Origin of the sequence: Pseudomonas sp., assembly GCF_030698175.1 — a bacterium.
GTDB lineage: Bacteria > Pseudomonadota > Gammaproteobacteria > Pseudomonadales > Pseudomonadaceae > Aquipseudomonas.
Genome location: NZ_JAUYNT010000016.1, coordinates 1 through 14,165, shown reverse-complemented (window position 1 = coordinate 14,165; position 14,165 = coordinate 1). Strand labels below are relative to the sequence as shown.

The 14,165-nt window shown below is 60.5% G+C and carries 13 protein-coding genes; 6 read left to right on the top strand and 7 right to left on the bottom strand.

Features of this window, described 5'->3' with window-relative positions; all coding sequences use genetic code 11:
- Nucleotides 1-60 precede the first annotated feature (60 nt).
- Nucleotides 61-495 carry a CopD family protein gene (locus tag Q8R10_RS07425; protein WP_305652473.1) on the top strand — a complete coding sequence of 145 codons (435 nt, stop codon included), beginning with the start codon at nucleotides 61-63 and terminating at the stop codon, nucleotides 493-495.
- Between the two features lie 267 nt (nucleotides 496-762).
- Here Q8R10_RS07425 and Q8R10_RS07420 read toward each other — a convergent pair whose 3' ends face one another.
- On the bottom strand, nucleotides 763-1,038 hold the full coding sequence (locus tag Q8R10_RS07420; protein ID WP_305652471.1) for a YdcH family protein: 276 nt from the start codon (nucleotides 1,036-1,038) through the stop codon (nucleotides 763-765).
- Between the two features lie 191 nt (nucleotides 1,039-1,229).
- On the opposite strand from Q8R10_RS07420, the gene mscL reads away from it, so the two are divergent.
- The 4 genes from mscL (at nucleotide 1,230) to Q8R10_RS07400 (ending at nucleotide 8,086) form a co-directional block, all read left to right on the top strand.
- The gene (gene mscL, locus Q8R10_RS07415) at nucleotides 1,230-1,634 is read left to right on the top strand and encodes a large-conductance mechanosensitive channel protein MscL (RefSeq protein ID WP_305652469.1); all 405 of its coding nucleotides are present in this window, start codon (nucleotides 1,230-1,232) and stop codon (nucleotides 1,632-1,634) included.
- A gap of 378 nt (nucleotides 1,635-2,012) precedes the next feature.
- Nucleotides 2,013-4,235 (top strand): EAL domain-containing protein, encoded by a 2,223-nt coding sequence (locus tag Q8R10_RS07410; RefSeq protein ID WP_305652467.1) that lies wholly within the window; start codon nucleotides 2,013-2,015, stop codon nucleotides 4,233-4,235.
- Between the two features lie 247 nt (nucleotides 4,236-4,482).
- Nucleotides 4,483-5,628, top strand: a complete 1,146-nt coding sequence (locus tag Q8R10_RS07405; RefSeq protein ID WP_305652465.1) for an ABC transporter substrate-binding protein — start codon at nucleotides 4,483-4,485, stop codon at nucleotides 5,626-5,628.
- Nucleotides 5,618-8,086 carry an ATP-binding protein gene (locus Q8R10_RS07400; RefSeq protein WP_305652464.1) on the top strand — a complete coding sequence of 823 codons (2,469 nt, stop codon included), beginning with the start codon at nucleotides 5,618-5,620 and terminating at the stop codon, nucleotides 8,084-8,086. The genes Q8R10_RS07405 and Q8R10_RS07400 overlap by 11 nt, the downstream gene beginning before the upstream one ends.
- Here the strand turns inward: Q8R10_RS07400 and Q8R10_RS07395 are convergent.
- Complete coding sequence (locus Q8R10_RS07395; RefSeq protein ID WP_305652462.1) at nucleotides 8,016-8,792, bottom strand: ferredoxin--NADP reductase; 777 nt, start codon at nucleotides 8,790-8,792, stop codon at nucleotides 8,016-8,018. The genes Q8R10_RS07400 and Q8R10_RS07395 overlap by 71 nt on opposite strands.
- 82 nt (nucleotides 8,793-8,874) lie before the next feature.
- On the opposite strand from Q8R10_RS07395, the gene Q8R10_RS07390 reads away from it, so the two are divergent.
- Nucleotides 8,875-9,999, top strand: a complete 1,125-nt coding sequence (locus Q8R10_RS07390) for a class I SAM-dependent methyltransferase (RefSeq protein ID WP_305652460.1) — start codon at nucleotides 8,875-8,877, stop codon at nucleotides 9,997-9,999.
- Between the two features lie 218 nt (nucleotides 10,000-10,217).
- Here Q8R10_RS07390 and Q8R10_RS07385 read toward each other — a convergent pair whose 3' ends face one another.
- From Q8R10_RS07385 to Q8R10_RS07365, 5 genes are all read right to left on the bottom strand, one after another.
- Complete coding sequence (locus Q8R10_RS07385; protein ID WP_305652459.1) at nucleotides 10,218-11,012, bottom strand: DNA adenine methylase; 795 nt, start codon at nucleotides 11,010-11,012, stop codon at nucleotides 10,218-10,220.
- A complete protein-coding gene (locus Q8R10_RS07380; RefSeq protein WP_371133301.1) occupies nucleotides 10,982-11,173 on the bottom strand; it encodes a Com family DNA-binding transcriptional regulator in 192 nt (63 codons plus the stop codon). Before Q8R10_RS07380 ends, Q8R10_RS07385 begins: the two co-directional genes overlap by 31 nt.
- Before the next feature lie 137 nt (nucleotides 11,174-11,310).
- Nucleotides 11,311-11,769 (bottom strand): YiiX/YebB-like N1pC/P60 family cysteine hydrolase, encoded by a 459-nt coding sequence (locus Q8R10_RS07375; protein WP_305652456.1) that lies wholly within the window; start codon nucleotides 11,767-11,769, stop codon nucleotides 11,311-11,313.
- Nucleotides 11,770-11,771: 2 nt separating this feature from the next.
- A complete protein-coding gene (locus Q8R10_RS07370) occupies nucleotides 11,772-12,527 on the bottom strand; it encodes a hypothetical protein (protein ID WP_305652454.1) in 756 nt (251 codons plus the stop codon).
- A gap of 8 nt (nucleotides 12,528-12,535) precedes the next feature.
- A complete protein-coding gene (locus Q8R10_RS07365) occupies nucleotides 12,536-14,056 on the bottom strand; it encodes a tail fiber protein (protein WP_305652452.1) in 1,521 nt (506 codons plus the stop codon).
- Nucleotides 14,057-14,165: the final 109 nt, after the last annotated feature.

The window sequence follows — 14,165 nt, the reverse complement described above, 5'->3', positions numbered from 1 at the left end:
CCGTGATCAGCTCTTTTACTCGGCGAACCCGCCAAGCTCAGATCACTCAAGGAGAAACCCATGCGCATTCTGCTGTTCTTACACCTGATCGGCGCCAGCATCTGGCTGGGCGGCCACCTGATTCTGGCGCTGAAAATTCTGCCGCCGGCCTGGCGCGCCCGCGATCCGGCGCCGATCCGCGCCTTCGAAGAGCGCTACGAAGCCCTCGGCCTGCCAGCCCTGTTGCTGCAAGTGATCACCGGCATCTGGCTGGCAACTTTATGGCTGCCCGCCAACGCCTGGCTGAGCGACAACCCGCTGGCCAGCCTGATTCGCCTTAAGTTGGGCTTGCTGGCGCTGACCCTGATGCTCGGCGCCCATGCGCGGCTGCGGTTGATTCCACGCTTGTCCGGCGCCAACCTCGGCGGCCTGGCCGTGCATATTTACGCCATCACCTTAACGGCCCTGGCCCTGGCTTGGGTCGGCGTCAGCTTTCGTTTTGGCGGGGTGTTGTAGGCGATGCCTGGTGCACGGTAATTCGTAGGGTGGGTTAGCGGCGCGGGAGGTGGTTGTTTGCACCACCGCGCAAGCCGGGCGCCGCGTAACCCACCATGCGGTTTGCCGGTCGAGCGCCATGGTGGGTTACGGCGCGGTCGGGTTTTGCGTTGTTGGCAGGCCGTGGCTCGCGCCTAACCCACCCTACAAAAGCTGTGTGCACACATAACTGGGACGCAGCAAAAAAAGGCGCAGCCAACGCCACGCCTTAGCTCACAGCAGCGCGCTCTAGCAGCTGCACTTACCGCAGCAGCCTTGCGGTTCAGCGGCTTTTTTCAATTGCCGGGCCAACTCATCTTTAAGCGCTAGACGCTCAACTTTGAGGGTCGCCAAGGCCGCGTCATCCAGCGTATCCACGCCATCTTCGACGCGGCAGACGCGCTTATCCAAGACTTCGTACTCATCGGCCAAACGGGCAAAATGCGGGTCTTGCTGGCGCAGGCTGTGCAGTTGTTCGCGCGACTCAGGAAAGTCGGCGAGCAATGAATGCGGTTCTACATGCATGGGGCGGCTCCTTGGATGACGGGTTTCAGGTTAGCCCTTGGCGCGGCGCCAGCCGTTGATCAGGATCAACTCCAGCCACCTTAGGCGCCAAACCTGTGCGGCAAAGAATCCCCAGCAACCGCCCGGCCGCTGGCGAGAGCGGCGCTGGGCGTTTTAAACTGCCGGCACTCTCACCCATCAGGACAGCGCACATGAGCGTACTCAGCGAATTCAAAGCCTTCGCCGTCAAAGGCAACGTGGTCGACATGGCGGTCGGCATTATCATTGGCGCGGCGTTCGGCAAGATCGTCTCATCCTTTGTCGGTGACGTGATCATGCCGCCCATTGGCCTATTGATCGGCGGCGTCGACTTCAGCGACCTGGCCGTGACCCTCAAGGCCGCCGAAGGTACGGCGCCGGCGGTGATGCTCAGCTACGGCAAGTTCTTGCAGACCGTGCTGGATTTTCTGATCGTCGCCTTCGCCATCTTCATCGGGGTCAAGGCCATCAATAAACTCAAAACCGCCGAAGCCGTGGCCGTCGCACCGCCCAGCAAAGAGCAAGAACTGCTCGGCGAAATCCGCGATCTATTGAAAGCCCAACAACGCCAGCCTTAACAGGCAGTGTGAAAACTACTGCGCTCGGTTATGCGGCGTTAAAAACAGGCTCGGACTGCTCATTTACAACTCGTAAACTCCGCGTCCTCGCCTGTTTCTGCCTTGCCTAACCTTCGCTCGTTACGTTTTCACACGGCCTGCTTAAGCTCTTTATTGGCGCTGCAGAGCCGTCACGCGGGGCTCTGCAGCGCTACATAAAACCTTCTGAGACCCCGTCCCAAGCAGTTCAAATTCCGCCCTGTCGCTTTAGCTTTTTCTGCCTAGACTGATAAGCAGACTTACTAACTGTTGTAACGCTACCCCGTAGTGATTACGCCCATAGAGGCCCAGCCATAGCGCGCCATTTAGTCGAGCGGTGGTTGCAGACAAGGGTTACCCATGAGCACTGAACATATCGAGCCTGCAGAAGAGCTGTTTTCCTTCGATGACGAAGCGCACCCGCGCGACGACTACGATGAGGCCAACGTTTGGCGGGTGCTGATCGTTGATGATGATATCGACGTACACCAGTCCACCGGCTTTGCCATGGCCAACACCGAGGTGTTCGGCCGGCAGCTGGAGTTCTTGCATGCTTACTCCGCCGCCCAAGCGATCGAGGTACTGCGCGAACAAAAACACATTGCGGTGATTCTGCTCGACGTGGTGATGGAGGCCGATGACTCCGGCCTGCAGCTGGTGCACATCATCCGCAAAGAACTGGCCAACACTGAAGTGCGAATCATTTTGCGCACCGGCCAGCCCGGCTACGCCCCCGAGATGGAGGCCATCCGTGATTACGACATCAACGACTACAAAACCAAATCCGAACTCTCGCGCAATCGCCTCTACACCGCCCTCACCTCGGCGGTGCGTTCCTATGACCAAATCAGTGCGTTAAATGCCAGCCGCCGCGGCCTGAGTATGGTCATTCGCGCCAGCAGCCAGCTGATGGCACGGCAAGGTGTGAGCGAGTTCGCCGCTGGCATCATCACGCAAATCTGCGGATTGTTTGGTCTGCCGCCGGAAGGCGTGGTCTGTGCCTACGATCAAACCCACTCACCTGATCACGCGCTGATCATTGCCGCCGCCGGCAGCCTGACCAACTGCATTAATAAGCAGCTCGACGCCCTGCCCAACCATGCGATTGCCACGGCGCTCAGTCGCTGCCTGCGCGAGCGCAGCAATAACTACGGCACCCACTGCACCACCTTGTTTTTCCCAGGGCAAGCGCACAATGACATGGCCGCTTATCTGCAAACCGAGAAACCCCTGAACGAGCTTGATCGGCAATTGCTCGAGGTGTTCTGCAGCAACATCACCATCACCCTAGACAACGTGCAGTTGCTCACTCAACTCAAAGATCACGCCTATAACGATCAACTGCTGCACATCCCCAATCGCCTGGCCTTTGTACACGCCCTTGATCGCGCCTTGTGCGAGGACAACCTCAGCGCCACCACCCTGGCGTTGATCGACATCGATGGCTTTTCCGAACTCAACGACGCCCTCGGCCATCAACATGGCGACGCACTGTTACGCGCCGTGGCCGAGCGGCTGCAGCACCAGCTGCCCACAGGCACTCTACTGGCACGGGTGGCCGGCGATGTGTTTGGCATTTTGGCCGCCACCTCGGTGGTTAACCCGGCGCACTTGAGCGAGCTGTTTCGCCACCCCCTGCAACTGGAGCAACTCAGCCAAAACCTCACCGCCACCATAGGTTTAACCTGCCTCGATCAAATTGACGGCAACGGCGCTGACGCCCTGAAAGCCGCCAATATCGCCCTCAAACACGGCAAGCAACACCAGCGCGGCAAGATCTGTCATTTCACTCGCGACATGGAGTTCGAAACCCGCGCCCGCGTACGCCTGCTGCAAGAGCTGCGCAGCGCCTTTGAGCGTGAGCGCTTGTTCGTCGTCTATCAGCCCCAGGTATTGTTGGCCAACCGCCAACTGATCGGGGTCGAAGCCTTGCTGCGCTGGCGCAATGACGACGGCAGTTTTGTGTCGCCGAGCGACTTTATTCCACTGGCCGAAAGCTCAGGCCTGATCATCAGCCTCGGCGAATGGGTGCTGCGCAGCGCCTGCCACGACCTGCAAAAACTGATCGCCAGCAGCGGCCAAGCGCTGCGCATGGCGGTCAACGTTTCAGTCATACAGTTTCGCCAGCCGAATTTTATTGATGTGCTCGACCGCGTACTGGCCGAGAGCGGTATTGACCCACGACTGCTGGAGCTGGAGATCACCGAATCGGTGGCGGTACTGGATCCGGGTTTTATGATCGAGCTGTTAAACCAGATCAAATCCCGCGGTATCTGCATCGCCATCGACGACTTTGGCACGGGCTTCTCATCACTCAGCTACCTGGAGCAGCTGAACATCGACCGGTTAAAAATCGACATCAGCTTTGTTCAGCACATGGAACACAGCGACGGCAGCCGGCGAATTGTCGAAACCATTATCCAGCTCGGCAAAAGCCTGCAACTGGAGCTGATCGCCGAGGGCATCGAGCAAGACAGCCAAGCGCTGCTACTGACCGAGCTTGGCTGCCATGAAGGCCAGGGCTATTTGTTTTCCAAGCCCCTGGAACTGCAGGCGTTACTGGCGTTTATGCAAACGCCGTAACCCCTGCGCAGTGGCGGCGCACGCTCCAGCGCGGCGCCCCAACCATGCAATGGGCTGCCCAAGCGTGCCCATTCCTGGCCCGGTCGGGGGCTGCCCGCGCAGCACGCCCAGTAATTCGTAGGGTGGGTTAGCGGCGCGGACGGTGGTTGTTTGCATCACCGCGCAAGCCGGGCGCCGCGTAACCCACCATGCGGTTTGCCGGTCGAGCGCCATGGTGGCATGCACGTCTTACTCAAGGTAATTGGCGATGGCCTACTCCTCATTTAAGCGACTTAAACCCGCGACCCGCACCGTCATCATGAGTCTGCTGGCCATGCTTTTACTGGGTTGCGAGCAAGCGCCGGCGCCGGCAAAAATCCTCCATATCGGCGTGCTGGTGGACGCCACGGGCCCCACCTCGAGCCTGGGGATTGCCGGACGTAATGGCATGCAGCTGGCAGTTGAACAAGCCAACGCCAGCGCCGCGGCCAACGCTGCGAAAGTTGAACTGCACTTCCAGGATGATGCCTTCAATGCCGACAGCGCCAAACAAGCCGTACAGCAATTACTCAACGAGCGGGTGGAGGCGATTCTCGGCCCGATGACCAGCATGATCGCCATGCAGGTGCTGCCCCAGCTTAACCAGACCGGCGTAGTGCTGATGGGCGGCAGCGTGCTTACCCCGCTACTGGCCGGCCGTGATGACCAATTTTTTCGCACCGTCAGTCACCATAATCCCGACGCCAAGAGCGTTGCCCACTACCTGCAACAGCGCCTTGGCATACAACGCGTCAACGTCATTATCGAGCTGAGCAACAGCCAATTTACCCAACCCTGGCTCAACGACTTTGCCAGCCACTACCGCGCCACAGGCGCCAGCATCGAGCAAAGCTTAAGTTTTACCCGCAACGCGCAAACCAACTATGCCAGCCTGGCCAAGCAGGCCTTGCTCAATCAACCGCAGGCAGTGGTGCTGGTTTGCGGTGCACTGGATGCGGCGATGCTGGCCACCCAGCTACGCATCATCCGCCCCGAGCTGCCGCTGGCGGCCTCCTCTGGCGCGGCGGTGGATGCCCTGCTGGAAATGGGCGGGCGGGCCGTCGAGGGCCTGGTCTCGGCGCAGGGCTACAACGCCGATGACCAGTCGCCGGCATTTTTGGCCTTTCGTCGCGACTATGCAGCACGCTTTAAAACCCCTATCGATAGCGCCGCAGTGATTGGCTTTAATGCCGCTAGTGTTTTGCTGCAGGCCTTGCACGCCCGCCAACCGCAGGAGTCGGTCAAACAAGCGCTGCTGCGGCTGCGCAGCTTTCAGGGCCTGCAGCAAACGATCAGCTTTGACGCGTTTGGTGATGTCGACGGCCCGGCCTTCCTGAAGGTTATTCAGCAGGGTCACTTCGTTAATGCCAACTAGCCCACCAACATCGGTCGCAGACCCGCGCACCTGGCCATTGCTGGCGATTCTGGTCAGCAGTTTTAGTCTGGTGGCGACTATCCCGGTGCTGGCCATCGGGCTGTTATTCAGCCTGTATTACGAACCCTTGATGCGCCGCGACGTCGAGGCTAAACAGCTGAATGCGGCGCAAGCCACGGCGCAGCAAATCGAATACCACTTCGGCGTAGTTAATCGCGAACTGGGCTCGCTGGCGCAACTCTTTATCAATGCACAACTGTTAAGCCAGGACGAGATCGAAGCACTGCTGGACGCCTACGCAGAGTCTTCAAACTTCTACGAGGCCCTGTACCTGACCGATGAATTCGGCCAGATCAGCGCCACCGGTTTACCGGCCAGCAAACGCAGCCTGCGACAAAATCTGCTAGGTCTGGATATTTCCGCCCGCGACTTTGTCTTGCAAGCGCACCGGCGTAACCAGGTGTCCTGGTCCAACAGCTACCTGTCCACGGTCAGCTCCCGCTTGACCGTGGCCCTGGCACAACCGGTGGGGCGGCGCACCCTGGTCGGCGAGGTGGCCATTGAGCAACTGCCCGAACTGGCCCGCCAACTCAGCCAAAATGGCGCGCTGCAAATTCGTCTGCTCGACCGGCAAAATCAGCTGGTGGCCAACTCGGCCAACAGCCAAGACGGACAGCAACCTAATCTGGGCAACCTGGCGGTACTGCAAAAAAACCAAGGCAGCTCCAGCCACTTTCAACTCGACGGTCAGGCCTTGGTCGGCGTTGCGTTCAAGATCAATGGCCCGGACTGGCAGGTGCTGGTCGCCCAACCCACAGCCCAGGCCTATGCAAACATTGATATTGCCTGGCAACGCATCCGGTTCACCCTGGGCTTAGCCTTGCTGGTGGCGCTGTTAATCGCCGGGCTGACCAGCTGGGCGCTGGCCAAAAAAATCTCGCTGTTTACCGCCCATGTCGAGGCCATCGCCCAGGGCCGCTATGACCTGCCGCTGATTCCCAGCGGCATCAAAGAGCTGGGCCGCCTGCAAAACAGCTTGCAGCAAATGGTCATGGCCATTTGCGAACGCGAACAGGCCATGCGTGACAGCGAACAGCACCTGCGCGACAGCGAGGACCGCCTGCTCGCGACCCTGGAAAACGCCCCCAACGTGGCCGTGCAGTGGTTCGACCTACAGGGCCGCGTGCTGCTCTGGAACCACGCCAGCGAAAGCCTCTACGCCATCGAACGGCAAGACGCCCTGGGCAAAACCCTCGACCAGCTGATTTTCAGCCCCGAACAGCAGCATCTGTTTCTCGCCAACCTGCGCGAAGCGGCCAACGGCATTGCGCTCGGCCCTTATTTATTGAAGCTGCAAGGGCTCGACGGGCAGCCCCTGTATTTGCTCACCACCACCTTCAGCATTCCGGCGCCGGGGGGCGGCCAGCACTTTGTCTGCATGAGCATTGATGTCAGCGAGCAGAAAAAAGCCGAGCAGGCCTACCGCGAATTAAACAACAGCCTTGAACAGCGGGTCAGCCAACGCACCCAGGCCCTGAGCCAAAGCAACCAGGAACTCAACGGCGCCCTGGCCAACTTGCAGCAAGCCCAGCACGGACTGGTGCAGAGCGAAAAACTCGCCGCTTTGGGCTCGCTGGTGGCCGGCATTGCCCACGAACTGAACACCCCCATTGGCAATAGCGTAATGGCCGCCAGCACCCTGCAAGACCACACCAAGGCCATGCTCAGCGCCGTGACTGAGGGGGCCTTGCGCCGCTCAATGCTCGATCAGTTTGTCGCCGACAGCCAAACCACCTGCGACATCCTCAACCGCAACCTGCGCCGCGCCAGCGAGCTGATCAGCAGCTTCAAGCAGGTGGCGGTCGATCAAACCGGCGCCCAGCGGCGCAGCTTTCAGCTCACCGAGGTGGTTAACGAGATCATCATCACCCTTGGCCCCAGTCTGAAGAAAACTCCGTTTTTACTGGAGAGCCACATCGACGGCAGTCTGTGGCTGGACAGCTACCCAGGCGCCCTCGGGCAGATCCTGGTCAACCTGATTAACAATGCGGTGCTGCATGCCTTCGCTGACCGCGACCATGGATTGATTGTCCTGCGCGCCTACGCCTCCCAGCCGGGCTGGCTCGAACTGACGGTTACCGACAATGGTAGCGGCATCAGCGCCGAGCACCTGCCGAGGATTTACGACCCGTTTTTCACCACCAAACTCGGCCAGGGGGGCAGCGGTTTAGGCCTGAATATCGTGCATAACTTGGCCACCGGTACACTCGGTGGGCGCCTGGAGGTGGCTAGCCAAGTCAACTGGGGCACCCGCTTCACCCTGGCGCTGCCGCTGTGCGCCCCCACGGCCACGACGTCTATCGACAAGCAACTGGCGCAGAGCGCAGCTACCAATAATTCTCCACCGCCACCTGCGCCGGCCGCCGATTCAGGCTCAGCTGCAGGTCCCGTTGTTTAAGCAAACCGCGGCAGTCGGCGATCATCTGCGGGTTGCCGCAAATCATCACCCGTCCGGCCTGGGGCTCCAGGGCAAAACCGGCCGCCTGCTCCAACTCACCGCTTTGCAGCAACGTGGTGATGCGCCCATGCAAGCAGCCGGGCTGCTCGTCACGGGTCAGCAAGGGCAGATAGGTCAGGCGCTCGGCAAACTCCTGCAAATAGTCGCGCTGCATCAAGCTGCTGATTAACTCCTGGTAGGCCAACTCGCTCTGACTGCGGGCGCTGTAGACCAAGACGATACGGGCAAAGCGCTGCCACACCTCCTGCCCCTGCAAGATCGACAGAAACGGTGCCAGCCCGGTGCCGCTGGCCAGCAGCCACAGATCCTGGCCATCGACGAAGCGATCCAGGGTCAGAAAACCAAAGGCCTGACGCTCAACCAACAGCTCGTCGCCCACCGCCAAGCGGCTCAGCTCACTGGTGAACTCACCGCCGGGCACCACGATGGAGAAGAACTCGAGAAACTCATCATGGGCCGCCGAGACCATCGAATAGGCCCGCCACACCGTCGAGCCATCGGCCTTGCGCACCCCCAGACGGGCGAACTGTCCGGCCACAAAACGAAAGCCCGGATCACGGGTGCAACGCAAACTAAACAAACTCGGCGACCAGGCTTGCACGCTAAGCAGCTGCTGACGGGTGAACTTCTCGACACTGGCGGTCATACTGCGGCCCTTTGGTTTAACTCGTGTTCATTAGTCTCTGCAGTGTCGCGCAAAGCTCACCGCACAAACACCGGCGGTTCATATGCCTATATTCACTACGCCCTTTGCCGCACTGGAACTGATCCGTCAGCCCGAGCAAGCCGAGGAGCCGTTACAAGCCTTCGATGCCGCCGACGAGTACCTGCTCAACCATCTGCATAGCCTGGCCTTGCCCAGCAGCGCGCGGTTGTTAGTGCTCAACGATAACTTCGGCGCCCTGGCGGTCAGTTTGGCCGGGTATTATCAAGTCACCAGCTCCAGCGATTCGTACCTGGGCTGGCAGGCCTTGCAGCACAACCTGGCCCGCAACGGACTGACCGGCGACAGCCTGCGCTTTGTGCCGGCCAGCGAGAAGGCCGGCGGCCCCTTCGACTGCGTACTGCTGCGCGTGCCCAAGACCTTGGCCCTGCTGGAGGAGCAACTGATTCGTCTGCAGGGGGAGATTACGCCCGGCACCCTGGTGCTGGCCGCCGCCATGCTCAAGCACCTGCCACGCGCCGCCGGCGAATTGCTCACGCGCTACATCGGCCCGATGCAGGCGCTGCTGGCGGTAAAAAAAGCCCGGGTGCTCAGCGCCAGCGCCGTGAGCAAGGCAACCGTCAGTTCGCCCTACCCGAGCAGCTACGTGCTGGAGCAACCGGCCCTGACACTGCTTAACCACGCCAACCTGTTTTGCCGGGAAGGCCTGGACATTGGCACCCGCGCCTTTCTGCCGCACCTGCCCCGCAGCCTGACGCCGTTGCGGGTCGCGGACCTCGGTTGTGGCAATGGCGTGCTGGGGATCAGCTATGCGCTGAGCAACCCAGGGGCCGAGCTGACGCTGGTGGATGAATCCTTTATGGCGGTGCAGTCGGCCGCAGAAAACTGGCGCGCCGCCCTGGGTGAGCGGCCAGTGACTATTCGCGCCGGCGACGGTCTGGCCGAGCAAGCAGAGGATTCGTTGGATCTGGTGCTGTGCAATCCGCCGTTTCACCAGCAGCAAGTGGTCGGCGACTTTCTCGCCTGGCGCATGTTCGTCCAGGCCAAGGCGGCCCTGGTGCGCGGCGGCGAACTGTGGATAGTCGGCAACCGCCATCTGGGCTATCACGGCAAGTTGAAAAAACTCTTTCGCGGCGTCGAGCAAGTCGCGACCACGCCCAAGTTCGTGATTCTTAAAGCCACCAAGTAAGCTCCCCGCGGCGGCTCTCGCCGCCCATGCAGACTGTGTGAAAACGTAGCGAGCGAAGGTTAGGCAAGGCAAAAACAGGCGAAAAAGCGCAGTTTACGAGCTGTAAATGAGCATTTTGAGCCTGTTTTTAACGCCGCATTGACGCCGCGCGCGAAAAATTGTGGGGCTGACGTGAGATAACTCACTTCAGCCCCTTTTGCATAGTATGCAAGAGAATCTTAGAAAAGGCCTGCCGGTTCGGCCTGGATGTCCCAGCTGAAGATCAGCACCTCCTTCGCTTCACTCCCCTTGCCGCCACCCACCGTGTATTTAATGTCAGTCGTTTCCATGTGATAGCCGGCGAACGCCTCACGGATCGCCGGGTGATCGTTCAGGCTGATGATGGCCTTGCCCTTGATCTCGCCAATCATCTTGGCCATCTCCAGATACTGGCTGTACTCGAACGGCACGCCATAGCCCTCTGTCTCCCAGTACGGCGGATCGCAGTAGAACAGCGTGTGCTCGCGGTCGTATTTCTTAATCACCGCCTGCCAGCTCAGGTGCTCGATGTAAGTGCTGCTCAAGCGCAGGTGGGCCGCCGACAAAGTTTCTTCCAGTCGCAGCAAGTTGAGCCCTGGCGGCGTGGTCGTGGCGGTGCCATAGCTCTGGCCCGCTACACGGCCACCGAAAGCGGACTGCTGTAAATAGTAGAAACGTGCGGCCCGCTGGATATCGGTCAGGGTTTCGGGGTTCGTCATCTGCAACCACTTAAACACCTGTCGGCTGCTCAGCGCCCATTTGAACTGCCTGACGAACTCTTCTAGGTGGACTTGCACCACCCGGTAGAGGTTGATCAGATCGCCGTTCACGTCATTCAGCACTTCAATCTCGGCCGGTACTGGCCGCAGGAAGAACAGCGCCGCGCCGCCCGCAAAAGGTTCGACGTAGCAACTGTGGGCTGGAAACAGCGGAAAGATGCGGTCGGCGAGACGGCGTTTGCCGCCTATCCAGGGGATGATCGGTTGTGCGGACATGGTGCCTCCTGATGGCTAGTGGCGCTCGATGGCGGTGTCAGGAGGCTCTCGGCCTTCAGGTGGTTCAGTGTCCGGCAGCGCGGGCACTTGATCTGCAATTCGGTGAAACCACTGGCGGTTGCCAGCTTGCGACCACAATGGCCGCATCTTATTTCTTGCATCATCTACAAACCCTTTGCGCTTCTGGTAGGCTCCCCGCCGCTCGCGCGTGAGCAGGGGGCCTTGGCTGGTTTGCAGGCTAGATCTGCTACTGGTGGTCAGCTTGGGTGTTAGCGCACTCAAGCTGATCGCCCTCTCTTTATATGGCTGCCTGGCACATCTCCTGATACGGCGGCAGCATCCACAAGTGTTGTGGTGTCACCCGACGCAACGCATCGGGGCGAAACCAGATCTCACCAGCTTGAGCTGCAGCCCAAGCCACCAACTCCGAACAGAACCACGAATCATCTTCCTGCCAGTCCCGGTGCAGGCTTAGGCCCGCTATGGCTGTCCAGTCGTAGGGTTTACCGATTTGGCTACGCGCGGCGTCGATGATGGCTTGCGGGTCGCGGGCTGGCAGATCGACCAGGCAATAGTCGTGTGCATGGCTGATGGCGTAGCTCTTGGATATTTGCCGAACACCCTCCAGCGCCGAGGCCTCTATCACATGAGGCCCAGCCACCAGCGCAACGTGGCTCCAACGCGACCAGGTGGCCGCACGGATCAGGGTGCTGAACGGATAGCGGCTGGTACTGAATAGAAGCTGAATACTGCCCATGCTCAACCCCTTACGTTGCCGATGCCGGAGATTGCCGACTCGATGGAGGCAATGGTTTCGGCAGCGATGTCCTGCGCCTGGTCCATCTCACCAGCGGCCATGGCCTGGCGCACCATCTCCTTAGCCCCCAACCGCGCCTCGCGGATCTGGTACAGCGCCTCGGTGTAGGCGGCAGACTCGACCAAGATGCTGTCGGCGGCTTGCCGGGCGGTGCGGCCACCGATAGCCCAAGCCGAGACGGTGCGGGGGACTGCGTTGGCTGGGTAGCCGGCGGATTTGAAGGCTTGGGCTTCGGCGGCAGAACGCTCGTATTCAACGGCACGCAGTGGGTCACCTGCTACGGCACGCCGAGCGGTGTCTGCGGCTGAGTCGATTTGCTGACAAAGCCCTGTGGTGAGTGCCAAGCGGTTAGCTGTTTTTAGATTTGCATCAAGCACCCAGCCAGTGCTATCCCAGCGGTAATCCTGTGTTGGGCGCGGCTCTGTGGTCAGCCCCTGCGGCAACTCGCCGAGCTGATCGTGCATCACGGCCTCTCCAGTATCGGTTCGATAGACTTGGCCACGACGGTCTGGCCGCAAGCTCCAGCCTCGCCCGGTCCAAACCGCAGCCTCACCCTGCACTATGAGTGGTGGGGCATCGCGGTAGGCATGGCCGGGGACTAGCCAATTACCGGAGTCCAACGGGTCGGGGTCGGCATAGCCGCTACCGAGGTATTCACCAGTGAGCGGATGAGCAATATAGATGATCGGGGCTGTCATGGGAGACCTCAGTATTTAATGCAAGTAAGCAATGCGACGTTGCGTGGACGGGTTTCGCTGCCACCACCACCGTTGTTGAATGGGGCATTGGGTGCCCAAGAACTACCAGCAGCCCCGCCCATGGTGCCGCCCGTACCCACGTCAGCTATGTACTGGAAGTTGCCAAACTGGTTATTTGCCACAGTGGAGTGGAAGTGAGCTTTGAAAGCATCAGCCTGGAATGAAGCGAAACCCCGCCCTGCATCTATCCCTCGCCCATCATCCCAGCCCCGCACAAACTCTCCGCGCAGATCTGGCACATTGAAGGTTGTAGAGCCGTCGCCTGCGCCGAAGGTGGTACCAATGGCCGCAAACAGAGCTGCATAGGTCGCGCGGTTGACTTGTGCGCCATTGGCTTTGAGCCAACCAGCTGGAGGCACGGACATTGCGAACGAGCAAACTTTCCCCGGAGGCGCAAGCACAGCCGCTTGGCTCGTGGGGAGCGCATCTGTGATGCCATATCCACCCAAGGTGGTTGGTTTACCGCTGCTGATTTTGCTCCAGTCAAGAGCTGGGATATCAGCAGCCACCAGCGCTGCACCGCCGGTGACAATGCCCTTAGCGTTGATGGCGACCTTGGGGTAGGTGCCGGCCACCGCGCCGCTGTCCGCCAGGGTCAGGGCGATGTTGGCGTTGGCGCCACCATCGAAGGAAGCACTACCACTGGCGGCCCCGCTCACCGACAGCGTGCGGGCGGTGGCTAGTTTGGCGGCCGCCACGGCAGTGCCGCTTACCGCCAGGGCATCGGTGATGCCATATCCACCCAAGGTGGTTGGTTTACCGCTGCCGATTTTGCTCCAGTCAAGAGCTGGGATATCAGCAGCCACCAACGCTGCACCGCCGGTGACAATGCCCTTAGCGTTGATGGCGACCTTGGGGTAGGTGCCGGCCACCGCGCCGCTGTCCGCCAGGGTCAGGGCGATGTTGGCGTTGGCGCCACCATCGAAGGAAGCACTACCACTGGCGGCGCCGCTCACCGACAGCGTGCGGGCGGTGGCTAGTTTGTCGGCCGCCACGGCAGTGCCGCTTGCCGCCAGGGCATCGGTGATCCCATAACCGGCCAAGGTGGTGGGCTTTCCGCTGCCGATTTTGCTCCAGTCAAGAGCTGGGATATCAGCAGCCACCAAGGCTGTACCGCCGGTGACAATGCCCTTAGCGTTGATGGTGACCTTGGGGTAAGTGCCCGCAACAGCACCACTGTCTGCCAGGGCAACCGCAATGGATGCATTGGCACTGCCATCGAAGGAGGCACTACCAGAGGCTGCTCCAGTGATTGAGAGCGTCCTGGCGGTGGCCAGCCTGGTCGCTTTAAGCACCGCCACGGTGCCGTCGATGAATGCATCGATCTTGGCCTTGAGCCAGGCTGTGCGATTGCCCAGCTGCTCGGCTTGCCGGTTGGCAATGCCTCCAGGCCCTCCCAGTACCGGGTCGGATGTTTCGAGTTGATAGACGCCTGCGGGGTAATCGGGCGTTTCCGACAAGTTAGCCATTAGCTGCTCCCATGGTTGTATTGGCCGTCGAACGCGGCGATCTGGTTGTAACGGATGGCCACCGCCGAGTACTCCAGCGAGGCCAGGCGGCAGCGAGCCGGCGCCGTGG